20 protein-coding genes and 1 riboswitch are annotated in these 22,361 nt (G+C 58.5%); of the genes, 9 read left to right on the forward strand and 11 right to left on the reverse strand.

The features are described from left to right. Nucleotides 1–35 precede the first annotated feature (35 nt). The 6 genes from AC0TNJ_RS21705 to AC0TNJ_RS21730 form a co-directional block, all read right to left on the reverse strand. A complete protein-coding gene (locus AC0TNJ_RS21705) occupies nucleotides 36–1,310 on the reverse strand; it encodes a TRAP transporter large permease (protein ID WP_122001958.1) in 1,275 nt (424 codons plus the stop codon). Continuing rightward, nucleotides 1,307–1,777, reverse strand: coding sequence for a TRAP transporter small permease (locus tag AC0TNJ_RS21710; RefSeq protein WP_473768360.1), 471 nt, complete (start codon nucleotides 1,775–1,777; stop codon nucleotides 1,307–1,309). Before AC0TNJ_RS21710 ends, AC0TNJ_RS21705 begins: the two co-directional genes overlap by 4 nt. A 69-nt stretch (nucleotides 1,778–1,846) precedes the next feature. Next, entirely contained in the window at nucleotides 1,847–2,821 is a 975-nt protein-coding gene (locus tag AC0TNJ_RS21715; protein ID WP_122001960.1) for a C4-dicarboxylate TRAP transporter substrate-binding protein, read from the reverse strand. Nucleotides 2,822–2,922: 101 nt separating this feature from the next. Beyond that, nucleotides 2,923–3,939: a zinc-binding alcohol dehydrogenase family protein gene (locus tag AC0TNJ_RS21720; RefSeq protein ID WP_473772357.1), complete on the reverse strand. Its 1,017-nt coding sequence runs from the start codon at nucleotides 3,937–3,939 to the stop codon at nucleotides 2,923–2,925. A gap of 36 nt (nucleotides 3,940–3,975) precedes the next feature. Beyond that, a complete protein-coding gene (locus AC0TNJ_RS21725; RefSeq protein ID WP_473772358.1) occupies nucleotides 3,976–5,520 on the reverse strand; it encodes a UxaA family hydrolase in 1,545 nt (514 codons plus the stop codon). A gap of 34 nt (nucleotides 5,521–5,554) precedes the next feature. Further along, nucleotides 5,555–6,262, reverse strand: a complete 708-nt coding sequence (locus AC0TNJ_RS21730) for a FadR/GntR family transcriptional regulator (RefSeq protein WP_122001963.1) — start codon at nucleotides 6,260–6,262, stop codon at nucleotides 5,555–5,557. A gap of 207 nt (nucleotides 6,263–6,469) precedes the next feature. On the opposite strand from AC0TNJ_RS21730, the gene AC0TNJ_RS21735 reads away from it, so the two are divergent. Then, the gene (locus AC0TNJ_RS21735; RefSeq protein WP_473772359.1) at nucleotides 6,470–7,591 is read left to right on the forward strand and encodes a mannitol dehydrogenase family protein; all 1,122 of its coding nucleotides are present in this window, start codon (nucleotides 6,470–6,472) and stop codon (nucleotides 7,589–7,591) included. Here the strand turns inward: AC0TNJ_RS21735 and AC0TNJ_RS21740 are convergent. Further along, on the reverse strand, nucleotides 7,551–8,297 hold the full coding sequence (locus AC0TNJ_RS21740) for a response regulator (RefSeq protein WP_473772360.1): 747 nt from the start codon (nucleotides 8,295–8,297) through the stop codon (nucleotides 7,551–7,553). The two genes, AC0TNJ_RS21735 and AC0TNJ_RS21740, sit on opposite strands and share 41 nt — an antisense overlap. A 1-nt stretch (nucleotide 8,298) precedes the next feature. Then, nucleotides 8,299–9,537 carry a GAF domain-containing sensor histidine kinase gene (locus AC0TNJ_RS21745; RefSeq protein WP_473772361.1) on the reverse strand — a complete coding sequence of 413 codons (1,239 nt, stop codon included), beginning with the start codon at nucleotides 9,535–9,537 and terminating at the stop codon, nucleotides 8,299–8,301. 315 nt (nucleotides 9,538–9,852) lie between these two features. Between AC0TNJ_RS21745 and AC0TNJ_RS21750 the strand changes: the two genes are divergently transcribed. From AC0TNJ_RS21750 to AC0TNJ_RS21770, 5 genes are all read left to right on the forward strand, one after another. Further along, nucleotides 9,853–10,869 (forward strand): substrate-binding domain-containing protein, encoded by a 1,017-nt coding sequence (locus tag AC0TNJ_RS21750; RefSeq protein ID WP_473772362.1) that lies wholly within the window; start codon nucleotides 9,853–9,855, stop codon nucleotides 10,867–10,869. A gap of 89 nt (nucleotides 10,870–10,958) precedes the next feature. Then, entirely contained in the window at nucleotides 10,959–12,419 is a 1,461-nt protein-coding gene (locus tag AC0TNJ_RS21755) for a sugar ABC transporter ATP-binding protein (protein ID WP_473772363.1), read from the forward strand. Continuing rightward, complete coding sequence (locus tag AC0TNJ_RS21760) at nucleotides 12,419–13,360, forward strand: ABC transporter permease (protein WP_473772364.1); 942 nt, start codon at nucleotides 12,419–12,421, stop codon at nucleotides 13,358–13,360. Before AC0TNJ_RS21755 ends, AC0TNJ_RS21760 begins: the two co-directional genes overlap by 1 nt. After that, on the forward strand, nucleotides 13,357–14,304 hold the full coding sequence (locus tag AC0TNJ_RS21765; protein ID WP_473768354.1) for an ABC transporter permease: 948 nt from the start codon (nucleotides 13,357–13,359) through the stop codon (nucleotides 14,302–14,304). Before AC0TNJ_RS21760 ends, AC0TNJ_RS21765 begins: the two co-directional genes overlap by 4 nt. 71 nt (nucleotides 14,305–14,375) lie before the next feature. Next, a complete protein-coding gene (locus AC0TNJ_RS21770; RefSeq protein WP_473772432.1) occupies nucleotides 14,376–15,245 on the forward strand; it encodes an SMP-30/gluconolactonase/LRE family protein in 870 nt (289 codons plus the stop codon). Nucleotides 15,246–15,756: 511 nt separating this feature from the next. On the opposite strand, the gene AC0TNJ_RS21775 is transcribed toward AC0TNJ_RS21770, so the two are convergent. Genes AC0TNJ_RS21775 through AC0TNJ_RS21785 form a run of 3 tightly spaced genes read right to left on the reverse strand, consistent with a single transcriptional unit; the run spans nucleotide 15,757 to nucleotide 18,628 of the window. Next, entirely contained in the window at nucleotides 15,757–16,551 is a 795-nt protein-coding gene (locus AC0TNJ_RS21775) for an ABC transporter ATP-binding protein (RefSeq protein ID WP_473772365.1), read from the reverse strand. Beyond that, complete coding sequence (locus AC0TNJ_RS21780; RefSeq protein WP_473772366.1) at nucleotides 16,548–17,603, reverse strand: FecCD family ABC transporter permease; 1,056 nt, start codon at nucleotides 17,601–17,603, stop codon at nucleotides 16,548–16,550. Before AC0TNJ_RS21780 ends, AC0TNJ_RS21775 begins: the two co-directional genes overlap by 4 nt. Beyond that, nucleotides 17,600–18,628, reverse strand: coding sequence for an ABC transporter substrate-binding protein (locus tag AC0TNJ_RS21785; RefSeq protein WP_473772367.1), 1,029 nt, complete (start codon nucleotides 18,626–18,628; stop codon nucleotides 17,600–17,602). Before AC0TNJ_RS21785 ends, AC0TNJ_RS21780 begins: the two co-directional genes overlap by 4 nt. Nucleotides 18,629–18,810: 182 nt before the next feature. Then, nucleotides 18,811–19,044, reverse strand: a riboswitch (cobalamin riboswitch). A 208-nt stretch (nucleotides 19,045–19,252) separates the two neighbouring features. On the opposite strand from AC0TNJ_RS21785, the gene AC0TNJ_RS21790 reads away from it, so the two are divergent. The 3 genes from AC0TNJ_RS21790 to AC0TNJ_RS21800 are packed head-to-tail and all read left to right on the forward strand — an operon-like array spanning nucleotide 19,253 to nucleotide 22,257. After that, entirely contained in the window at nucleotides 19,253–20,203 is a 951-nt protein-coding gene (locus AC0TNJ_RS21790) for a Bug family tripartite tricarboxylate transporter substrate binding protein (RefSeq protein WP_122001974.1), read from the forward strand. After that, nucleotides 20,200–20,697: a tripartite tricarboxylate transporter TctB family protein gene (locus AC0TNJ_RS21795; protein ID WP_473772368.1), complete on the forward strand. Its 498-nt coding sequence runs from the start codon at nucleotides 20,200–20,202 to the stop codon at nucleotides 20,695–20,697. The genes AC0TNJ_RS21790 and AC0TNJ_RS21795 overlap by 4 nt, the downstream gene beginning before the upstream one ends. Nucleotides 20,698–20,712: 15 nt before the next feature. Then, complete coding sequence (locus AC0TNJ_RS21800) at nucleotides 20,713–22,257, forward strand: tripartite tricarboxylate transporter permease (protein WP_122001976.1); 1,545 nt, start codon at nucleotides 20,713–20,715, stop codon at nucleotides 22,255–22,257. Nucleotides 22,258–22,361: the final 104 nt, after the last annotated feature.

The raw sequence follows: 22,361 nt of genomic DNA on the forward strand, positions 1-22,361 counted from the left end.
ATGAAAAAGCGCGGGAACGACCCGCGCTTTTCTTTTTAGTGAGCGAGATAGGTCGAGATAATCGGCACATAAGTAACCAGCGCCAGCAGGATAAACAGCGCCATATACATACTGAATGCCTGGCGGGTGAAATCTCCCACCCTCACCTTCGCAATATTGCAGACCATCAGCATGACCGTACCGACAGGCGGGGTCAGCGTGCCAATCGACAGGTTGATGATCACGATGATACCGAAATGTACCGGATCGATGCCCAGAGCCTTCACCGTCGGCATCAGCAGCGGCACGAGAACGATCATCAGGGCCGTACCCTCGATCAGCGCCCCGAGGATCAGCAGGATCACGTTGACTGCAAGCAGGAACGCATAAGGATTGCTGGTGAAGGACGAGATCAGCTGCATCAGCGACTGGCCCGCCTGTTCAAGCGAGAACACCCATGCGAGCGCTGACGACGCCATGATGACCAGCATGACGGAGGCAGTCGATTTCGCCGTTTCGATAAGCGAATCCACCACATGCGAAATACGCATTTCGCGATAGATCACGAAGCCGATAATCAGAACCAGCGTTACCGCAACCGCACCGGCTTCCGTCGGCGTGAAGATGTTCATGCGGATGCCGCCGATGATCGCGAACAGCAACAGGACGGCAGGCCATGCCGAGGCAAGCGTCGAGACAACCTCCGCGCCGCTCATCCGCTTTTCACGGCTTGGCTTGTAACCGCGCTTGACCGATGTCGCATAGGCTGCAACCATCAGGATAATAGCACCCAGAATGCCCGGCAGCACACCGGCCATGAACATCTTGCCAATGGAAACATCCGCAATCAGACCGTAGATGATGAGCGCGATGCCTGGAGGAATGATCGGCGTGATCAGCGAACCGGCAGCCGTCACCGCGCAGGAAAATGCCTTGTCATAGCCACGCTTGACCATTTCCGGCACCATCATGCGCGTCAGCATGGCGCTATCGGCCAGATTGGACGCGCTGACGCCGCCCATCAGGGTCGAAACCATGATGTTGGTAAGCGCCATGCCGCCGCGCATGCGGCCCACCAGAATTTCCGCGACCTTGATCAGGCGCTCCGCAATCCCGGTATGCGACATCACCGTGCCAAGCATGATGAAGAACGGAATGGCGAGCAGCGACGTGTTCTGTGCCGGGCTGATGAAGCGCTGCACGGCAATCGCTATCGGCATCTGGTTGAAGAAGGTGAAATAGGTGAAGACCGCAATCAGGATGGCCACGTAAAGGCGCATATTGAGCGCGATCAGCGCCAGCATGATGAGTACGACAGTCGTCAGGTTCATGCCTTGCCTCCCGCAAATGCGGCGCGCAAGGATTTGAATGCGCCTGCAAACATATAAAGAGCGATAATGACGAAGCCGACGGGAACGGCGATATCGATCCAGTAATAGGAAACCCGCAGCACGTCCGTCACTTTAAACTGCGCAGCAACCGAAAGCTTGTAACCGGCATAGGAAACGTAAAGCAGGAACAGTCCCGACAGGATGGAAACGATAGCGTTGATGACCTCGCGCAGCTTTTCCGAAAACAGGTCCACAAGCATCGGAATGGCAAGATGCTGGTTGCTGCGTTCTGCGGCGACACTGCCGAGCATCACAATCCAGATCATCAACAGGCCGGCCATTTCCTCGGTCCATTGCAATGGCTGATGCATCCAGTAGCGCATGACAACGGCGATGTTGAACATCGCGAGCAGGATGAACAGCGGCACCGCAGCCAGCCATTCGATCAGTTTTTCAAACAGTTTCATCGGATTGGATTCCATGAGCGAACCATGCCGCGGCAATGCCGCGACATGGCGATATCCGAATAGGATGGATCAGTTCAGTTCGGCCTTGATCTTTTCATAAAGACCTGGAGACCATTCCGGGAACTGGGTGTAGACCTTTTCAGCAAGAGCCTTGAAAGGAGCGCGGTCGACATCGATGACCTCGACACCGGCTTCCTTCATCTTTTCGATCATTTCATTGTCTTTTTCGATCGTCAGCTTCTGGCTGTAGAGACCCGCGTCATAAGCGGACTCGTGGATCATCTTGAGCTGATCTTCAGGCAGCGTGGAGAAGAATGCTTCGCCGCCAACGATGAGAGCTACGTTGGTCAGATAGCCGACCTTGCTCAGATATTTGGCTTCTTCCTGGAACTTCTGACCGTAGAGAACCGAAATCGGGTTTTCGACGCCATCGATCACGCCCTGCGCCAGCGCCGGGAAGGTTTCGCCGAGCGGCATCGGGGTCGGCGTAGCGCCCATGGCCTCGAAGGTCTTGATCTGCATGACATTGTTCGGCACGCGGATCTTCATGCCCTTCAGGTCTTCAGGGGTGCGGATCGGCTTCTTGGAAATGATCTGGCGAATGCCGTAAAGATAGTTCGGCATTACGATGTGAATGCCCTTCTTCTTCAGCTCTTCGCTCTTCTCCTTGAACCAGGGACCGTCATAGACCTTGAAAAGCTGTGCCGGATCGTCGGTCAGGAACGGGCCGTAGAGAACGCCGAGGTCCGGATCATATTCGGCCAGAAAGCCAACGTCGGAAATGGTTACGACATTGAGGCCCATCATGGCCTGTTCGGTCACGTCCTTCTTGGAGCCGAGCTGCGAGCTTGGATAAAGTTCGAGCGTGATCTCGCCGTTACTGCGCTTGGCAAGGTCATCTTTCCAGTAATGCATTACTTCATCGAAAGGCTCGCCGGGGTTGTTTTCATAGGCAACCTTGATCGACACATTGGCAGCATATGCAGCCATGCTTCCTGCCAGCAGCATGCTGGCGGCGATCATGCCGGTAACGAGTTTCTTCATGTTGTCCTCCCGTATAGGGTCATTACACAATTGGCCTTGTGGCCGGTTTCCTCCACTAGCGCGCCATGCCCTCTTTCAGGCACGGCGCATTTGCTTCGATTTCAGTCGCGTTCGATGATGATCTTCAAAACATTGCGGTCGCCATCCCAATAGGGAAGCGCCGCTTCAGCTTCATCGAACGGAAACACCTTGGAGATCAGCTTGTCGGCACCCGCCCCCAGCTTTTCCAGATGCGTTATGACGGCCTCAAAATCCGAGAGCGTCGCATTGCGCGATCCCATGATGTCGAGTTCCTTCAGGTTGAAGAACTGGGTCTGATAGGTAACGGGCGCCTTGGAATAGCCGACATACACTACCCGGCCTGCAAAGCCGGCTATGTCGACAGCCTGCGTGAAGGTGATCGGCAGGCCGACCGCTTCAAAAGCAACATCCACGCCATCGTCATTGGTCAATTCCTGCACCTTGGCGACCACATCCTCACCGCCCGGCAGCGCGTGTGTTGCGCCGAACTGCAGCGCCAGCTCACGCTTCTCGGCGCTAGGATCGATGGCGATGACCTTGGCGCCGCGCGCGACTGCACCAAGCAGCACGCCCATGCCGATCATGCCGCAACCGAGAACAGCAACCGTATCGCCCGCCTGAACACGCCCGCGCTCGACAGCATGAAAGCCAACCGAAAGCGGCTCGACCAGCGCCAGATGACGCGGCTCCAGCGTATCGTTGAGGATCAGCTTCTCGGCAGGCAGCACGATCTGGTCGGCCAGACCGCCATTTTGCTGCACGCCGAGCGTTTTGTTATAACGGCATGCATTGAGCCGCCCCTTGCGGCAGGATGAGCATTCGCCGCAATTCGTATAGGGTAGCACGATGACCCGCTTGCCCTTGGCGTAGGCAGCGCCGACGCCTTCTCCGGCTTCCATGATCTCGCCGCCGATTTCATGTCCCGGTATGCGAGGCAGCTGGACCAGAGGGTTAAGCCCCTTGAAGGTGTTCAGGTCGCTGCCGCAGAGCCCCACATGGCGCACGCGCACGCGGACATGACCAGCCAGCAAAGGCGCTTCGTCGATTTCTGCAAAACGGGTGACGTTTTCGCTCTCGATACGCAGAGCTTTGACCATCGAATTATTCCTGTCAGTCGTCGTTGAAGAAAGGGATCAGGTTACGGCGCCGACCTGCCACGGCACGAATTCGTTGTCGCCATAGTCGTAGACTTCGCTCAACGTCTTCTCGCCGGATGCGACCGCGATGATATGTTCGAAGATGCGCGTGCCCGACTGTTCGATGGTCTCGTCGCCGGTGACGATGCCGCCGCAATTGATGTCCATGTCTTCCTTCATGTGCTCATACATTTCGGAATTCGTGGCGATCTTGATGCAGGGGGAAGGCTTGAAGCCGGAAACCGACCCGCGACCCGTGGTGAAGCAGATCACATTGCAGCCACCGGCCACCTGCCCGGTCACCGCAACGGGGTCATAACCGGGTGTGTCCATGAAGACGAAACCTGGTTCGGTAACGGTTTCAGCAAACTCGTAGACCGCCTTGAGCGGCATGGAGCCACCCTTGGCGACCGCGCCGAGCGACTTTTCCAGAATGGTGGTGAGCCCGCCAAGCTTGTTGCCGTGCGACGGGTTGTTGTTGAGTTCGTCGCCATTGCGCGCCGTATAGTCACGCCACCAGTCGATGCGCTGCAACAGCTTTTCCGCTACCGCAGGCGTTACTGCGCGGCGCGTCAGAAGATGTTCGGCACCGTAGATTTCCGGCGTCTCCGACAGGACGGTCGTGCCGCCATTGCGCACGATAAGGTCCGAAGCATAGCCCAATGCCGGATTGGCCGAGATGCCGGAATAACCGTCCGAGCCGCCGCATTCCAGCGCCACTTTCAGCTTCGACAGAGGCTGTTTGGTACGGACCGCCGAATTGACCAGCGGCAGCATGTCCTTGATCTCGGCAATCGCATGATCGATGGTCTTGCGTGTGCCGCCATGCTGCTGGATCGTCATGGTGCGCAGGCGCGAGCCTTCTTCCATGCGATAATGTTCGAGAATTGGTGCAATCTGGTTGGTTTCGCAGCCAAGCCCAATCAGCAATATGCCGCCGAAATTCGGGTGCTTGGCATAGCCCTGAATGGTGCGGGCCAAAAGGCGATAGCCTTCCGACTTGGTATTGAGCGCGCAGCCGCTGCCATGCGTCAGCGCCACGACGCCATCGACATTATCGAAACCGTCGAGACCACCCATCCGGTTGAAATAATCGGCAATGTAACGCGACACCGTTGCCGAGCAATTGACCGACGAAATCACGCCGATGAAATTGCGCGTGCCGACGCCGCCAGCGCCCCGGTCGAAGCCCATGAAATGACGGCGCTCCGCCTCCGGCAGCATGCCGCGTTCTTCAATGTCGATGGAGAACTGGTGCTCGTGTTCGGAAGGCAGCATGGCGAGGTTCTGCAGATGCACATGCTCGCCCTGCGCGATGTCCTTCGTCGCAACGCCGATCACCTGCCCGTATTTCAGGACTTCCCTGCCCTCTGGAATGTCGCGAACGGCAACCTTGTGGCCGCGCCCGATCAATTCCCGGGCATTGATCCCGTCAAGTCCGATTGGATCGCCCGCGCGAACCGAAACGCGCGCCACCGCAACATCGTCCAAAGGATGCAGCAAAATTACCGGCGCAACCGTTTTAGCAACGGAATCATTCATATGTCTGACCTCACTCCCAAATCGCCCCGGCTATTCACTCGCTGGGTTCATTATCCATCCAACGCTGCTTGGATCGGTCCAGATGCGTTCGCATGGCTGCCTGCGCCTGAAGCGGATCTCTTGCCTCCAGGGCTGCATAGATGGCTTCGTGCTCGGCCAGAGCCAGAGCCCATGTATCATTATCCTCGAAGCGTGTTCTGATATGCGACGTCAGCGGACTATGCCGCTCGTCGAAAAGGTCGCGCACGATGCGCGCCAAAACGGAATTGCCCGATTGCTCGGCAATGAGCAGATGAAACTGCCTGTCGAGTTCAATCGCCTTGCGCCCGGCATCGACATTCACCTTCATCGCGTCAATCGTCGCACGCAATTCAGCCAGTCTTTCAGGCGTCATGCGCGCGCAGGCCGTGACAACCACGCTGCCTTCAACCATTTCGCGTGCCTGCATGATTTCAAGCGGGCTCTCGCCGATAGAAGCTCCATGGGAAAGTGAACGCTTTTCCGACTCCGCCGTGACATAAATGCCGGAACCCATACGGATTTCGACATTGCCGGCGATTTCCAGTGCAATCAGCGCCTCGCGCAGCGAAGGCCGCGACACACCGAGCTGCTGTGCCAGCTCGCGCTCAGCCGGCAGCCTGCTGCCAGCAGGAAACTGACCATCCTGGATGAGATTTCTCACCCGATCTGCAATCTGCTGATAAAGCCTGCGCGGTTCCGCGGTTGCCGTAAAGTCGCTCATGGTGCTCCCAATTCACCTCTCCTCGAATTGGCCTTACCATATTTCCAAGCGGAATGAAGCGCAATATGCTTAAAAACCCGATGAATTGCGGCAAATCGCACATTTCCACACCTGCTATCGGATCGTTTGGCTGATAAATCTGCCCACTGGCTTGACCAATTTGCCGCGCATCGCTTACTTAAAACCACTGATTTATGGGAGAAGGTCATGCACGAAAAGCCAGCGATCCTGCAGTTCGGCACCAGTCGTTTTCTGTTGGCTCATGCCGATTTCTTTGTTTCGGAAGCGCTTGCCAATGGCAAAGCCATCGGGACAATCGCCGTCGTGCAGACGACTTCCAACCCGCAGAGCAGCCAGCGGATCGCGGCTTTGAACGAAAACCGCAGCTATCCCGTGTTGATCCGCGGACTGGTCGACGGCAAGCCGTCGGAGACGGAATATCAGGCGAAGGGCGTCACCGCTGCCTACTCCGCGCATCACGACTGGGCTGCGATTCTCGACCTTGGCACCAGCGTCGATGTGATCCTCTCCAACACCGGCGACAAGGGTTTTGAACTCGACAGAAGCGATGACAGCTCGCTTCTCGCCAATCCGGAAGCTTTGCCGAAAAGCTTTCCAGCCAAGCTGCTGGTGCTGCTGCACCATCGCTGGCAACACAATCCCGATGCGCCGCTGTCGGTATTTCCCTGCGAGCTGATCTCGCGCAATGGTGACAAGCTGCGCTCGATCCTTGTAAATCTGGCTCAAGACTGGAAACTGCCGGACAGTTTCGTGCGATGGCTCGAAACACGCTGCATCTTCGCCAACAGCCTGGTCGACCGCATCGTTTCCGAACCCATTGAGCCCATCGGCGCCGTCGCCGAACCCTATGCGCTCTGGGCCATCGAGAAAGCAGACGGGCTGACACTCCCTTGTGAACACAAGGATATCGTCGTCACCGACGACCTGGCGCGCTATGAACAGCTCAAACTCTACCTGCTCAACCTTGGCCATACATTCATTGCTGAACAATGGCTGAAGGGCGGCTGTCCGAAAGACGAGATCGTGCTGGAAGCCATGCAGGACAAGACAATCCGGAGCGAACTGGAAGCGGTCTGGCGTGACGAGGTCCTGCCGGTATTTGCTGCGGATGGTCTTGGCGAACAGGCCGAAGCTTACGTGGCTTCAGTACGGGAACGGTTTCTCAACCCCTTCCTCAAGCACCGCATCGCAGACATTGCTTCCAACCATGAGGAAAAGAAGCAGCGACGCTTCGCACCAGTCATCGCCCGCGCGTCGGAAATGGGCCTCAATCTCGAACAGCGCCGCCTGAAGACGGCTGTCGGCTGATCCAGTCATTGAGCTCGATTTCGGCGCGCTCAAGCGCGCTGTAGTTCAAAAGCTTGCGTAGAAGTGCCACTGTGACCGCACGGGCCCTGAGATTGAAACGTCCTTCGTCGGGTTCACCCTTCTCCTGGTAGACGCCAAGTTTTTCATAGAGTTGCTGCAATCTGTTCTGAACGCTTCTGAGCGACAGATTGCGGCGGCGGGCAATAACGCGATCCGTCAGGCCCAACGCTATATCGACCAGAATTTCATATTCGCTTTCGCTGAAACCACTGGCATGGCCAAGGCTCTTTTGCTGCAGGCCGCGCACCTCGCGGTCGATAACGCATTGTGCCTCGACGAAGATGCTGCGCAATGCCAGCCGCAGCTTGTCGTCGGATGCCGATTTCAGCACATAGCCGTAAGCTGCCCCTTCCGGCACAATGCGCGACACGCCGCGCACATAGGCTTCATCGGCATAGTTCGACCAGAACAGAATGCGCGTTTCAGGATTTTCCTTCCAGATCGTTCGCGCCGCTTCGATGCCGTTGCGTCCGTTCATCTGCAAATCCATGACGATATGCGCTGCCCTCTGCTGGCGCGCCAGTTTCTCGCCGGCGGACCCGTTTTCGGCTTCCAGCACGTCGCTGCATTCGGGCAATGCCGCCCGCACGGCCTCGCCAAGATAGGCGCGGTGCAACGGATCATCTTCCACGATCAGAACATGCATTTTATCCTCCACCCTCCCGGCACATCTCCGCGGGCAGGTGGATCGTCACACTCGTGCCGCCACCTTCCCCGTTTTTCCTGATAGCGAAACTTGCAGAGATCAACCGCGCGCGTGTGCGCATATTGTCGATCCCATGTCCTACGTCGGGACGCTGCGTGTGGCGATCCATGCCGATGCCGTTATCCGCGACTTCGACATGTAGCCGACCGCCCCTGTTGCGGAACGCGACGCGCAACCGGCTTGCATGAGCATGGCGGATCGCATTGTTGATTGCCTCCTGCACGATGCGGAACAGCGAGGTCGCAACCGTTTCTTCCAGCCGATCCGCCATGCCTTCGCTGTGGTCGTCCAGCGCCCATTCGATGGTTGAACCGCTGTCGCGCACCGAACGGCCCAGATGGTTTTCCGTCGCCTGGACAAAACCGAAGAGCTGGAGAATTGAAGGCTTCGCTTCTTCAATGATTTGCCGCAGGTCGTGCATGCAATGCTGGAGCCCGCGAAACAGCGGTTCAAGCTGCTCGCCCGAAAGGTCCGGCGCATGGGTAAGCCGCTCGACGTGGCGCGCCAGTCGTGTCAGATCGGCCAGAGTCTGGTCGTGCAGGTCCATGCCGATGCGGTGGCGCTCGATTTCCAGCGCTTCTGTCAGTTTCAGAGCGCCGAAACGCAAGCCTTCCTCCCGCGCCCGCGCTTCCGCTTCCACGATGGCGGAACGCTTGGCCTGTTCTGCCGCACGGATTGCGAAGAAATATGGGGTAAGCAGATCAGCAATCGACTGGGCATTTTCCACGTCCCGCATGGTGTAGCAGGCGGGAGTGAGACTGGAACAGCTGAGCGCGCCGATAATATCGCCCTGCGCCTTCAGCGGCACATGCAGGCGCCCTTTCAGATCGTGCTCGATAATGGGTCTGGAAAAAGCACCCGTAAAATGAAAGCGCGGGTCGGTGCGCGCATCGTCGGTCAAAAGATGATCGGCCTCGCCGGAAAGCACGGTTCGAATGGGGCTACCGGAAAGCGGCGCGGGCGGATTGCGGCTCCAGTCCGTCGATATGCCGCTCTCATAGGCGATATGGAACTTTCCATCGAGCGTCTTGATGCAGACGTCCAGATGGTCATAGGGCACGATATGCGTAATCTCTGCCGCCACCGCCCGGATGATGGAATCGAAGTCGAGTTGTCCCGCCAGCAATCTGGAAATATTCAGATAGTGGTCGAGCAACCGTTGGGGCACGAGTTCAAGCAAGCGTCTCTCCTCCGGAACGCAAACTTCTCATAGGCTATAATAGGCTGCGACAGCCTCGGCGCGTCTTGCGGGTTTCCGCAATTTTGCTGCGGGAACCCGCAAGTCAGTTGCTTCAATCGGCCTTCACAGAAGGCTCCTCTTCTTTCATCCTCGCTTCACCAGAAAATTGCCCGCGATACAAGAGTGAAAAATCGCATCAGGCGCGGACTGGTGCCGTTGAGGAGCGGCGGTGCGGGAGGCTCGCGCCATAATCAATTCAGACGATCCGAAGTGCCGGGGCGCTGCGGGTCGCATACAGGCAACTGGGAGGAAAGAATGAAACTCGCAAAAATCCTTTTCGCATCCGCAACACTTGCAGGCGTTCTGGCCGCAGGCAGCGCATTGGCTGACACATCGTCGAAGAAGATTGCATTCTCGAACAATTATGCTGGCAACTCATGGCGTCAGGCCATGCTGGAAAGCTGGGACAAGATCACAAAGGAAGCCGTGAATGCTGGCGTTGTTGCGGCTGCTGACCCGTTCACGACGGCTGAAAACCAGGCGACCGAACAGGCCGCGCAAATCCAGAACATGATCCTGCAAGGCTATGACGCCATTGTCATCAATGCCGCCTCGCCGACCGCGTTGAACGGCGCAATCAAGGAAGCCTGCGACGCGGGCATTACGGTGGTTTCCTTCGACGGCATCGTGACTGAGCCTTGCGCATGGCGCATCGCGGTCGACTTCAAGGCGATGGGTGAAAGCCAGATCGACTATCTTGCCAAGCGCCTCCCGGATGGCGGCAACCTGCTCGAAATTCGCGGCCTCGCCGGTGTTTCCGTCGATGACAATATTCATGCCGGCATCGAAGAAGGCGTGAAGAAGCATCCGAAATTCAAGATCGTCGGTTCCGTCAATGGCGACTGGGCCGCAGACGTCGCACAGCGTGCCGTCGCGGGCATTCTTCCAAGCCTACCGAAAGTGGATGCCGTGGTGACGCAGGGTGGTGACGGTTACGGCGCCGCGCAGGCTTTCGCCGCTGCCAAGCGCGAAACGCCGATCATCATCATGGGCAACCGCGAAGATGAATTGCAGTGGTGGAAGAGCCAAAAGGATGCCAACGGCTATGAAACCATGTCGGTTTCGATTGCGCCCGGCGTATCCACGCTCGCTTTCTGGGTCGCCCAGCAGATTCTCGATGGCAAGGACGTAAAGAAGGACCTCGTGGTTCCGTTCCTCAGCGTCAGCCAGGAATCGCTCGACAAGGACCTGGCCAACACCCAGAAGGGTGGCGTCGCGAATGTCGAATATTCGCTTGAAGACGCGCAGAAGGTCATCGACGCCGCGAAATAACCAACGCCTTTGCATCATCGGACGATTGGGGCGGGTTTCGTTCTCGCCCTTTCCGTCACTTTCAGCATTTCCAGCAGTCAGATGAACGTATGACAGAAGCAGCAGAGAAACGGGAGGTCGTCGCCGCGCGCAATATCCGCGTGCAGTTCGGTGCGGTGAAAGCACTGGATGGCGCCGAACTCGTGATCCGCGAAGGCGAGTGTGTCGGGCTTGTGGGGCACAATGGCGCGGGCAAATCCACCATCGTCAATGTCATCAATGGCGGGCTGTCGCCGCATGAAGGCAGCGTTTCCTATCACGGCGAAGCGGGGCATGGCGTGGCGATGGCGCGCAAGCATGGCGTGCGCTGCGTGTTTCAGGAACTGTCGCTGTTCCCCAATCTGACGATTGCCGAAAATGTCCGCATCATGCAGCGCAACCTCGAAGGCGCAAACTGGCGCAGCAAGGCCGTTGAACTGATTTCCAAAAAGCTCAACGAGATTTTTCGGGGCCACAAGATCGACAGCAGCGCTACCATTGACGAATTGTCGATTGCCGAGCGGCAGATGGTGGAGATCGCCATCAACTTTACCGCGCCGGGAACGGCACCGAAACTGGTCATTCTCGACGAGCCTACCTCATCGCTCGATGCAGGCATTGCCGCGCAGCTGATGGCCTATGTGCGCCGCTTCGTTGAAACCGGCGGTGCCATCATTCTTATTTCGCACATGCTGGGCGAAATTCTCTCCACCTCCGACCGCATCGTCGTGATGAAGGATGGCAAGGTCGTCGCCAATCGCGCCGCCAGCGAATTTACCAATCGCAGCCTCGTTGAAGCCATGGGCAGCGTGGAGCGCGAGAAGACGGCGCGCCGCGTCGCACAGACCGACGCGACCGGCTCACCGGTTCTGTCCTTCCCAAAACGCGCCACCGACACAAAGCCGTTTCAGGCTTTCAAGGGTGAGGTTATCGGCCTTGCAGGGCTGGCCGGACACGGGCAGACCAGAATGCTGCTCGATCTTTACTATGCGCGGCGCCCAAACTGGGTTCCCGCCCGCAATTGCGAAATCGCCTTCGTCGCCGGTGACCGCAGCCTGAACGGCACATTCCCGCTGTGGAGCATCCTGCAAAATCTTACGGTCAGTTCGCTCGACCGGCTGTCGTCGCTCAAACTCGTCGACCGAAAACGGGAAGACGCGCTCGGCGGAGAATGGAAGGGCCGCATCCAGATAAGAACGCCGGATATGGGCAACCGCATCCTGTCGCTGTCGGGCGGCAACCAGCAGAAAGTGCTTTTCGCCCGCGCTCTGGCAACCAGCGCGCATACGATCCTGATGGATGACCCGATGCGTGGCGTCGATGTGGGCACCAAGCAGGAGGTCTATGAAATCCTGCGCCATGAGGCGGAAAACGGACGCACTTTCGTCTGGTACTCCACCGAAATGGACGAAATCGAACTTTGCGACCGGGTCTATGTTTTCCGCGACGGCGCTATCGTTGCTGAACTGACCGGCGAAGACATTACGGAAAAGAACGTGCTTGCCGCATCATTCGAGGGAGGTCACGAATAATGCGCCTTTCCTCTTCCACCATCCGCCTGCTGACGCCGGTGTTCTCGCTGGTCCTGCTTCTGGCCGCCGTCTTCTACATGCAGCCGCGGGCCATGAGCTATACCGGGCTGAACCTGCTGTTCAATCTGGCCGTTCCCATCGCGCTCGCAACCATCGCCCAGATGCTGATCATGGCCGTCAATGATCTTGATCTCTCGATGGGAACTTTCGTGAGCTTCGTGGTTTGCGTTGCCGCAACCTACCTCAACACCACCCCCGTCATCGGCGTACTGATCCTTGTGGCAGCCATTGCCGCCTATGCCGCGCTTGGCGCGCTGATCCATCTGCGCAACCTGCCTTCCATCGTGGTCACGCTTGGCATGAGCTTTGTCTGGGGCGGGTTGGCGGTGCTCCTGCTGCCCTCGCCCGGCGGACAGGCACCGGACTGGGCGCGCTGGATCATGACCGCCAAGCCGCCATTCATGCCGATGGCCATTGTCGCCAGCATTCTGATCGCGTTCGTCACGCATTTTATCGTGATGCGGTCCACCTTCGGCGTGCTGATGCGCGGCGCGGGTGGCAACACCCGCTCCATCGAGCGCGCGGGCTGGTCTGTCACCATGATCCGCGCCGGAACCTATGCACTGGCTGCCTTTTTCGCGGTGCTGGCAGGAATTGCACTGGTCGGCCTCACCACATCGGCTGATGCCAATATCGCGTTACGTTATACGCTTCTGTCCATCGCCGGCGTTATTCTCGGTGGCGGCGAATTCGTCGGCGGCCGCGTATCGCCCATTGGCGCCGTCATCGGCGCGCTCACACTGACGCTTGCCGGATCTTTCCTTTCCTTCATGCGTATTTCCCCCGACTGGCAGATTGGCGCGCAGGGCGGCATCCTCATTGTGGTGCTGGCATTGCGCCTCTTCCTCAACCGCCTCGAAAAGAGGGAGAAAAAGCAATGAACGGCCTCGCCATTCTCACCAGACGCCCGTGGATATGGTCGTTTATAGCGACCGTCGCCGTGTGGGTCATTACCATCCTCTTCACCGGAGGTGCAGGCGCGCACGGGCTTTCCCATGCAGCCTTCACCTTTGCATCCTTCTCGGTGATCGTCGGGCTAGGGCAGATGTTCGTCATCACGCTCGGCCCCGGCAATATCGATCTGTCGGTGCCTGCCAACATGACGCTCGCCGCAACGCTGGCGCTGAAACTGATGGACACGCAGGACGGCATGATCCTCGCCGGGCTTGCCGTCGCGCTGCTGATCGGGCTTGCCATCGGCATTTGCAATTATGCGCTGATCAAGCTTCTGCGCATCCCTCCCATCATCGCCACCTTGTCGATGAGCTTCCTGATCCAGTCCACAGCCATCTGGAGCAATCGCGGCTTGCGCGTAAAACCGCCTGAGAGCCTGGCCCAGTTCACAACTGCATCGACGCTCGGCATTCCCAATGTCGCCATCGTGGCCCTGATCCTGTCGGTCATTGGCTGGGTGCTTTTGAAAAAGAGCATTTATGGCCGCTGGATTTCGGCAATTGGCCAGAACCCATTCGCGGCGCGCATGGCAGGCGTACCCGTCGACGGCACACGCTTCGTCACCTATCTGCTTTGCGCGGTGCTGGCTTCGCTTTGCGGCTTCCTGCTTGCCTGTTTCTCGGGCGGCGCGGCGCTGAACATGGGCGCAGAATATCTGTTGATGTCGATCGCTGTCGTCATCATCGGCGGCACGGCGGTTGCTGGCGGCGATTCCAATATCCCCGGCATCTGGGGAGCCGCCCTCTTCATGTTCCTCATCGTCTCGATGCTCAACACTTATGGTTTCGGTGCCGGTGTCCGCCTTGTCCTGACCGGGCTCACCATTATTGCGGTGATCATCCTCGCCAGTGGCCGTCGGGCTGAACGATAGTTTTTCCGGAGTAAATTTCCTTGTCACAGACCGTTTCGATTTACGAAATCCACGACGATCGCTTCAAGCAGATGATCGTGCCGAGCGCCGATCTGGATGAACTCTATACCGGTTGCCGCTGGGCGGAGGGCCCCGTATGGTTCGGTGACCAGAACTGCCTTTTGTGGAGCGACATTCCGAACCAGCGCATTCTGCGCTGGGTGCCTGAAGGGGGCGTATCCGTCTTTCGCCAGCCCTCCAATTTCTCAAACGGCAACACCCGCGACCGTGAAGGACGCCTCGTTACCTGCGAGCATGCCGGTCGCCGCGTCACCCGCACGGAACCGGATGGCAGCATCACGGTGCTGGCCGACAGCTACCGGGGCAAGAAGCTGAATGCACCCAATGATGTGATTGTGCGTTCAGACGGAACGGTCTGGTTCACCGATCCGACCTACGGCATCATGGCCGATTATGAAGGCTACAAGGCCGACCCGGAACAGCCCACGCGCAATGTCTATCGCCTTGACCCGAAAACCGGCGAACTCGATGCAATCATCACCGATTTCCACCAGCCGAACGGCCTCGCCTTTTCCCCGGACGAAACCAGGCTCTATGTTGCCGACAGCGCCTATAGCCACGACGAGAACGCGCCACGCCATATCCGCGTCTTCGACGTCGCGGATGGCGGCAAGCGCGTTACCGGCGGCGCGGTATTCTGCACCATCGATAATGGCTTGCCGGACGGATTCCGTTTCGATACGGGCGGCAACCTGTGGACCAGCGCCGGCGATGGTGTGCACTGTTTCTCCCCGGACGGCACGCTCCTCGGCAAGATCAGGACACCGCAGACAGTCGCCAACGTAACCTTCGGGGGGCCGCGCCGTAACCGGCTTTTCATCGCCGCGACGAAGTCGCTTTACGCGGTCTATCTCACCGTCACCGGCGCCCAATATCCCTGATAAAATAACGGCGGCTTTTCCAAACGAAAAGCCGCCGCTCTTTATAAATAGAGTAATTTATTGAATAAAATGCATTCGCCGCATGCCCTGTTAATGTGAACATGCCAATAATGTTTCTTTATTCAAAACGGATCTTTCCGGCGTAAACCGAAACGACCCGCATATCAGGACCGTGAATGACGGAACAAATCAAAGCATGATCTCTTCTGTCCTTCTGCCATGCATCTTGTAGGCAGGCCGAGGCTTTGCATACGAGTACATCTCCTGATGCGCTGAGGCCTTATACCCCGATCGTCAACGCAATGGAAACAGATCGTCAATAAAACAGGTCAAATTACTGTGATTAAACTGAATAAAAAGTGCAACTTATCATGATGTTAGCTATATTTTATGTATAACTACATTAGTTAATTCTGTTTTATAATCCTATTTGTTACCATATTTATTAGAACGTCCGCATGAAGCACGATAGCGGCCAGCGGCGACCGCGATGCGGTCGCCCCGGCCCCGATCAAGCTGAATATCGGAGTTTCGGAGAACACCGGTTCGGCGCCCGATAACGAATGTGGCAACCATCGATGCCATGATACTCGATATCAACTTCGACACCGAAAACTTCCGCGATCCGCCCTTCTTGCAGCACCTCTCGCGGCGTGCCCAACGCGACGAGATTTCCCTTATCCATCACCGCGATCCGGTCGCAAAACATCGCGGCGTGGTTCAGGTCATGCAAGGCAGCCACGACTGTCAGCTTCTGACGGCGAACCAGATCCAGCAGCCCGATCTGGTGCCCGATATCGAGATGATTGGTCGGCTCGTCCAGAAGCAAAATCTGCGGCTCCTGCGCCAAAGCGCGAGCGATATGCAGACGCTGCCGTTCGCCGCCCGAGAGCGTGTGCCAGTAGCGGCCCGCCAAATGAGCCATATCGACATTGACCAGCGCCCGGTCAACGATTGCATCATCCTCCGCCGACCACGGCGATAGCGCCCCGAGATAAGGCGTCCGCCCCAGTTCGACCGCCTGACGCGCCGTAATACGGTCTGTCGTACCCGCCTGCTGCTCGACCAGCGCCAGTTGCCGTGCAATCTCGCGACGGCTGAAACTGCTGATCGGCGTGCCGCAGAGGTTCACCTCGCCGACGCGACACCGGCGCACGCCGGATAACAGCGACAGAAAACTGGTCTTTCCCGAACCGTTCGGCCCGATGATGCCAAGAAACTCCCCTTTCGCCACGTCCAGCGAAACATTGCGTAAAATCTCGACATTGCCTGCCGACCAGCCGACATTGTGGGCCGAGAGGATCATGACGCAGCCCTCCTTTGTCCGAGCAACAGGGCGAAGGCGGGCGCACCGAACAGGGCCGTGATGACGCCGATTGGGAGAACCTGCCCCGGAATAATGACGCGCGACAGGATATCGGCGACGATCATGAAGATTGCCCCGATGAGTGCCGCCGCAGGCAGCAGCCTGCCATGCCGAACCCCAACCACCATGCGCGCTGCATGGGGTATGACAAGACCGATAAAGCCGACAGAACCGACGATGGAAACCATCACCGCCGTCATCATGGCGCTGACACCGATCAGCACCGCATAGACGCGCCGCACCGGTATGCCGAGCGAAGCGGCGGATTCGGTTCCGAAGGTAAATGCATCGAGCGCACGCGCATGCCACAGGCAGATGACAAGGCCGATCAGGCAGGCAGGCAGGGCAAGTGTGACGTCCGGCCAGCGCACGCCGGAAAGGTTGCCCAAAAGCCAGAACATGATGCCGCGTGCCTGTTCAGCATTTGCGGCCTTGGTGACAATGAACGAGGTCAGCGCATTGAAAAGCTGCGAACCGGCAATCCCGGCGAGAATGATTGCGCTGCTGCCGCGTCCGGCCCGCAGCGCCAGCAGGGACACGAGGCCGAAAGCAATAATCGCCCCGATAAACGCACCCAGCGACAGCGTCAGCACGCCAGCTCCGACGCCAAGAATGGCAACGCTGACCGCCCCGGTCGAAGCGCCAGCCGAAATGCCTAGAATATAAGGATCGGCAAGCGAATTTCGGAGCAGCGACTGCAAGATGACGCCGGATATTGCGAGCGACGCGCCGCAACATGCAGCGATGACTGCACGGCTGAGGCGATAGCTCCAGACAATCCCTTCATCGATGGGCTCAAGCGCATATCCGGCGTTCCACAGCCGGTTGGCCACGGTTTTCGCAACCACATCGAGCGGAATCGCCGTTTCGCCTATCGCGGCACCGAGCCAAAGGGCAAAAAGCAGGAGGACAAGAGAAAAGGCCAGAAAGAGCACGCCGGAGCGTGCCCTCCCCTTTTGCTTGAAGCCCGCTGTCGCTGCCCGCGCCGTCACTTGTTCAAATCCGAGTTTGCAATATCGGCGGCGAGTGTCTCGATGCCTTCGATCACGCGAAGCGAAGTGCTCATCGATTGCGCATCCATGTCGAAGACATGCTTGTCCTTCACCGCAGGCATCAGCTTCGTGACCGCATCACTGTCGAGGAACTGGTGCTTGACGGCGATGTCGTCAGCCGGGTAGCGGCGGCGATCCAGCTTCGCGGCCACAATCATCGACGGGTTCGATTTCGCAATCGTTTCCCATCCGACCGTTGGCCACTCTTCTTCGCTGTCGATCACATTCCTGATGCCGAGCGCTGATAGAATATAGGCGGGCGCGCCGAACTTGCCCGCGACGTAAGGGTCAGCATCGACCTGCGCGCTCGAAAACCAGACGACGGCCGACAGTTTTCCATCAGCGGAAGCAATCTTCTTGCGAGCCGCCGCTTCACGGGCCTTCAGGTCGGCGACGAGTTTCTGGCCGCGATCCTGCACATTGAAGATTTCCGCCAGTTCGGTGATTTCCTGATAGACGATGTCCATCTTGAACGCTGCCGTGCGAACGCCGTCGCCGCCACCGGAATTGTCCTTGCCGACACAATCGGACGGTGATGTGTAAGCCGGAATGCCCAGTTCCTCGAACTGTTCGGGCTTCGCCACAATACCCGTCGGGCCGACATGCCATTGGAAATCAGCCGTCACGATTTCCGGCTTTTCCGCCAGAACGCTTTCAAAGCTCGGATCGTTATCGGCGAGCCGCTTTACCTTGGCATTGACCTCCTCGAAGCCCTTGAGAACAGGGCCGAACCAGACAGCGGTCCCGACAAGCTTGTCGCCCAGACCAAGGCTGTAGAGAATCTCCGCGCTGCTCTGGCCGACAGCGACGGCACGGGTGGGCGCCTGTTTGAACGTGACCTCGCGGCCGCAATTTTTCAACGTCAGCGGATAGTGCGTTTCCGCCGCCTGTGCAGCCGAGCCGCCAGCGAGAAATGTGGCCGCACAAATAACGAGATGAAACGGCATTTTGCCGAAAATTTTCATGGATATCCCCGATGTAACTGAGAGAAGAAAGTCCTGTCAGGCGACGGAAAAAATCCGGCGCGGAAGGCGGACAGGCATATCCGGGGACATGTCGAAATCATGCGATGACGATGGAAGAATGCGTCCTGCGACGCGGAAATCTGTCATAACCGGCTCCTGCTCCGGGCATCCCCGCCCGTGACAATGGACAACACTAGACGGCAGGTCTCCTGGCTCACGAATATCTGCTGTTCATCTGCCTTCCCGCGCTTCTCCGGCACAGTGGCATGACGCTTTCAACGTCACGAGGATGAACGGCAATCCGCTTACAGTTGCGGGGGCAGCCACGGTCTTGGCCCCTTTTCGGGTCGTCCTCACCGTGTTCCCTATTAATCCCCTTCGCTCTCGGTCGGGGAACCGTCGTTATACTATTACGTCGGCCTGGCGTCGCCGTCAAGCGCATCCCGTCGGCTATTTTGGCGTGCCGTTTTCAGGTGCGTTGCTGAAATAGCGGCCAAACTATTGTCGCATATGCTGGCCTATTGAATTTGTTTTCGCTAATCTCCATGTAGTTTGCTCCCGCTAGAGGAGCGGGACTTGGGGAGGTCCGCCGAAGGGCGGCATATATTCCATTTGGGAGGACATATGCGTAGATTCATTCTGGCCCTGACGTCGGTGGCGGCGTTGGCTATGGCAGGCTCTGCTTCCGCGGAAGACTACAAGGTGCTCGCGCCTGCCGCTCCGGGCGGCGGCTGGGACCAGACGGCGCGCACGATGCAGAGCGCGCTTCAGGACGAAAAGATTTCCGGCAGCGTGCAGGTCATCAACGTTCCGGGCGCTGGCGGCACCATCGGCCTCGCGCAGTTCGTGAACCAGAACAAGGGTGATCCGAGCCAGCTCATCGTTGGCGGCTATGTCATGGTCGGCGCTATCCTGACCAACAAATCGCCGGTCACGCTCGACGCCATCACGCCGATTGCGCGTCTTACGGGCGAATATGAAGCCATCGTCGTACCGGCTTCTTCCGACATCCAGAACCTCGGTGACCTTGCCGCGAAGCTGAAGGCTGATCCGGGCTCCGTTTCGTGGGGCGGCGGTTCTGCCGGCGGCACCGACCACATCACCGCTGGCCTTTTTGCCAAGGCAGCAGGCGTCGACCCCACCAAGGTCAACTACATCGCGTTCTCCGGCGGCGGCGAAGCGCTTGCGGCCATTCTCGGCAATCAGGTGACTGTCGGCATTTCCGGCTACGGCGAGTTCGAAGCCCAGATCAAGGCAGGCACGCTGCGCATCATCGGCATTTCCAGCGACGAGCGCGTGGAAGGCATCGATGCCCCGACCTTCAAGGAAGGCGGCGTGGACGTTTCGATCCAGAACTGGCGCATGGTGGGTGCGGCTCCCGGCATCACTGCCGAACAGGAAGCCGCCATCAATGCCGATATCGAGAAGATGGTGAAGTCGGAATCCTGGCAGAAGGCACTCAAGGACAAGGGCTGGGCGAATACCTATCTAGCCGGTCCGGCGTTCAAGGAGCAGCTTGCCAAGGACGTTGCCGCAACTGAAACCATCCTCAAGGAAATCGGCCTCGTCAAATGACAGGATCAGACCAGCAGGAAGCGCGCCGCCCCGAAAGGGCGGCGCCAGATTTCGCCGCTCTTGTCATCGCCCTTGTTCTTGCAGCTGTCGCCATCGCCATCGCCTGGTCGACAACCTATGGAAACGATGTGACGAGCTATTCGCCGGTCGGTCCGAAAACCGTTCCCTATGTTGTCGCAGCCGGATTGTTCGGCCTTGCGATCTGGACCGTTTTCGAGGCGCTTCGCGGCGACTTTCCCGAGCGTGAGCATCAGGAAATCGCCCCGATGGCCTGGATCATCGGCGGTCTTGCCATCCAGATGCTGACGATGAAGACCGTCGGCTTTTCCCTGTCTACCGGCCTGCTTTTCGCAGCCACCGCACGCGGCTTCGGCTATCGCAAATTCTGGATCAGCGTTCCCGTCGGCTTCGTCTTCGCCTTCGTGATCTGGTTCATCTTTGCGCGCGGCCTGCAGCTGTCGCTGCCGTCCGGCTGGCTTGAACAATTCGTTTAGGGACGGAGCGCTTTCATGGATACTGTCGCACTTCTCGCCAACGGACTTCTGGTGGCGCTTGAACCGTCGAACCTTCTTTATGCGCTGATCGGCGTTACGCTTGGCACAGCTGTCGGCGTGCTGCCCGGAATCGGCCCGGCACTCACCGTCGCGCTGCTGCTGCCCGTCACCTACAAGCTCGACCCTTCCGGCTCGCTCATCATGTTCGCGGGCATTTATTACGGCGGCATGTATGGCGGCTCGACCACGTCGATCCTGCTCAACACGCCGGGCGAAAGCGCCTCCATCGTCACCGCGCTGGAGGGCAACAAGATGGCCCGCGCCGGGCGCGGCGGCCCCGCACTTGCAACAGCTGCCATCGGCTCGTTCATCGCGGGCCTGATCGCCACGCTGGCGCTTGCCTTCGTGGCGCCGTGGGTCGTGAAATTCGCCTTGTCCTTCGGTCCATCCGAGTATTTCGCGCTGATGCTGCTCGCCTTCATGACGGTTTCAGCGGCCTTCGGCGATTCCACGCTGCGCGGCCTGACCTCGCTGTTCATCGGCCTTGCGCTCGGACTGATCGGCATCGACCAGCTGACCGGTCAGGCGCGTCTCGTCATGGGGACCCCAAACCTGCTGGACGGCATCAATGTCACGACACTTGCGGTTGCGCTGTTCGCCATCGGCGAAACGCTGGCGGTCGTGTCGAAGAAGCTCGGCCCTGAAGATGAGGTCATCGCCGTCAAGGGTTCCGTCTGGATGACCAGGAATGACTGGAAACGCTCGTGGATGCCGTGGCTGCGCGGCACCGCCATCGGCTTTCCGATCGGGGCCATGCCAGCAGGCGGCGCCGATGTGTCGAGCTTCCTTTCCTATTCGGCGGAACGGCAGTTCTCGAAACATCCGGAAGAATTCGGCAAGGGCGCCATCGAAGGCGTGGCGGGACCGGAAGCGGCCAATAACGCCTCGGCAGCCGGAACCCTCGTGCCGCTTCTGACGCTCGGCCTGCCTACCACTGCGACGGCGGCAATCATGCTTGCCGGTTTCCAGCAGTTCGGCCTGCAACCCGGCCCTCTTCTCTTCGTGACCAATGCCACGCTGGTGTGGGGCCTGGTGGCAAGCCTTCTCGTCGCCAACCTGATGCTGCTGGTTCTCAACCTGCCGCTGATCGGCCTGTGGGTGAAGATGCTCACGATCCCGCGGCACTGGCTCTATGCAGGCATTCTGGTTTTCGCCACTCTTGGAACCATCGGCGCGAATGCCTCCACCTCGATGCTGTTCGGCCTGCCGGTGTCGTTCGAGCTTGGCCTGCTTCTGGCATTCGGCGTGCTGGGCTATGTGCTGCGGCGCTTCTCATATCCCATCGCGCCGGTGGTGGTTGGCCTCATCCTCGGACCGATGGCCGAGAAAAGCCTGCGTCAGGCGTTGCAGATCAGCCAGGGCAACCCGATGGCTCTGGTGCATTCCTGGGTATCGATTGTGCTGATCGCCCTGGCGATTGCCGCCGTCGTCGTGCCGATGATCATGCGCCAGCGCGGCAAGGGCGAATTGCTGAGCCAGATGGCGACGGATGAGGACTAGAGCATTTTCGAGCCAAAAGTGCGGAGCGCCTACGCGGAGAAATCAGTCTGATTTCTGATCCCGCTTCGATGCGTAGGATAATGGGACGAAACAAATAGTTGGAG

This window comes from Ochrobactrum sp. PL_is483, assembly GCF_055816855.1.

What these genes read in the sequence shown, in the direction of transcription:
- AC0TNJ_RS21705 (WP_122001958.1), bottom strand. Translation starts at nt 1,310, where the DNA reads ATGAACCTGACGACTGTCGTACTCATCATGCTGGCGCTGATCGCGCTC.
- AC0TNJ_RS21710 (WP_473768360.1), bottom strand. Translation starts at nt 1,777, where the DNA reads ATGAAACTGTTTGAAAAACTGATCGAATGGCTGGCTGCGGTGCCGCTG.
- AC0TNJ_RS21715 (WP_122001960.1), bottom strand. Translation starts at nt 2,821, where the DNA reads ATGAAGAAACTCGTTACCGGCATGATCGCCGCCAGCATGCTGCTGGCA.
- AC0TNJ_RS21720 (WP_473772357.1), bottom strand. Translation starts at nt 3,939, where the DNA reads ATGGTCAAAGCTCTGCGTATCGAGAGCGAAAACGTCACCCGTTTTGCA.
- AC0TNJ_RS21725 (WP_473772358.1), bottom strand. Translation starts at nt 5,520, where the DNA reads ATGAATGATTCCGTTGCTAAAACGGTTGCGCCGGTAATTTTGCTGCAT.
- AC0TNJ_RS21730 (WP_122001963.1), bottom strand. Translation starts at nt 6,262, where the DNA reads ATGAGCGACTTTACGGCAACCGCGGAACCGCGCAGGCTTTATCAGCAG.
- AC0TNJ_RS21735 (WP_473772359.1), top strand. Translation starts at nt 6,470, where the DNA reads ATGCACGAAAAGCCAGCGATCCTGCAGTTCGGCACCAGTCGTTTTCTG.
- AC0TNJ_RS21740 (WP_473772360.1), bottom strand. Translation starts at nt 8,297, where the DNA reads ATGCATGTTCTGATCGTGGAAGATGATCCGTTGCACCGCGCCTATCTT.
- AC0TNJ_RS21750 (WP_473772362.1), top strand. Translation starts at nt 9,853, where the DNA reads ATGAAACTCGCAAAAATCCTTTTCGCATCCGCAACACTTGCAGGCGTT.
- AC0TNJ_RS21755 (WP_473772363.1), top strand. Translation starts at nt 10,959, where the DNA reads ATGACAGAAGCAGCAGAGAAACGGGAGGTCGTCGCCGCGCGCAATATC.
- AC0TNJ_RS21760 (WP_473772364.1), top strand. Translation starts at nt 12,419, where the DNA reads ATGCGCCTTTCCTCTTCCACCATCCGCCTGCTGACGCCGGTGTTCTCG.
- AC0TNJ_RS21765 (WP_473768354.1), top strand. Translation starts at nt 13,357, where the DNA reads ATGAACGGCCTCGCCATTCTCACCAGACGCCCGTGGATATGGTCGTTT.
- AC0TNJ_RS21770 (WP_473772432.1), top strand. Translation starts at nt 14,376, where the DNA reads ATGATCGTGCCGAGCGCCGATCTGGATGAACTCTATACCGGTTGCCGC.
- AC0TNJ_RS21775 (WP_473772365.1), bottom strand. Translation starts at nt 16,551, where the DNA reads ATGATCCTCTCGGCCCACAATGTCGGCTGGTCGGCAGGCAATGTCGAG.
- AC0TNJ_RS21785 (WP_473772367.1), bottom strand. Translation starts at nt 18,628, where the DNA reads ATGAAAATTTTCGGCAAAATGCCGTTTCATCTCGTTATTTGTGCGGCC.
- AC0TNJ_RS21790 (WP_122001974.1), top strand. Translation starts at nt 19,253, where the DNA reads ATGCGTAGATTCATTCTGGCCCTGACGTCGGTGGCGGCGTTGGCTATG.
- AC0TNJ_RS21795 (WP_473772368.1), top strand. Translation starts at nt 20,200, where the DNA reads ATGACAGGATCAGACCAGCAGGAAGCGCGCCGCCCCGAAAGGGCGGCG.
- AC0TNJ_RS21800 (WP_122001976.1), top strand. Translation starts at nt 20,713, where the DNA reads ATGGATACTGTCGCACTTCTCGCCAACGGACTTCTGGTGGCGCTTGAA.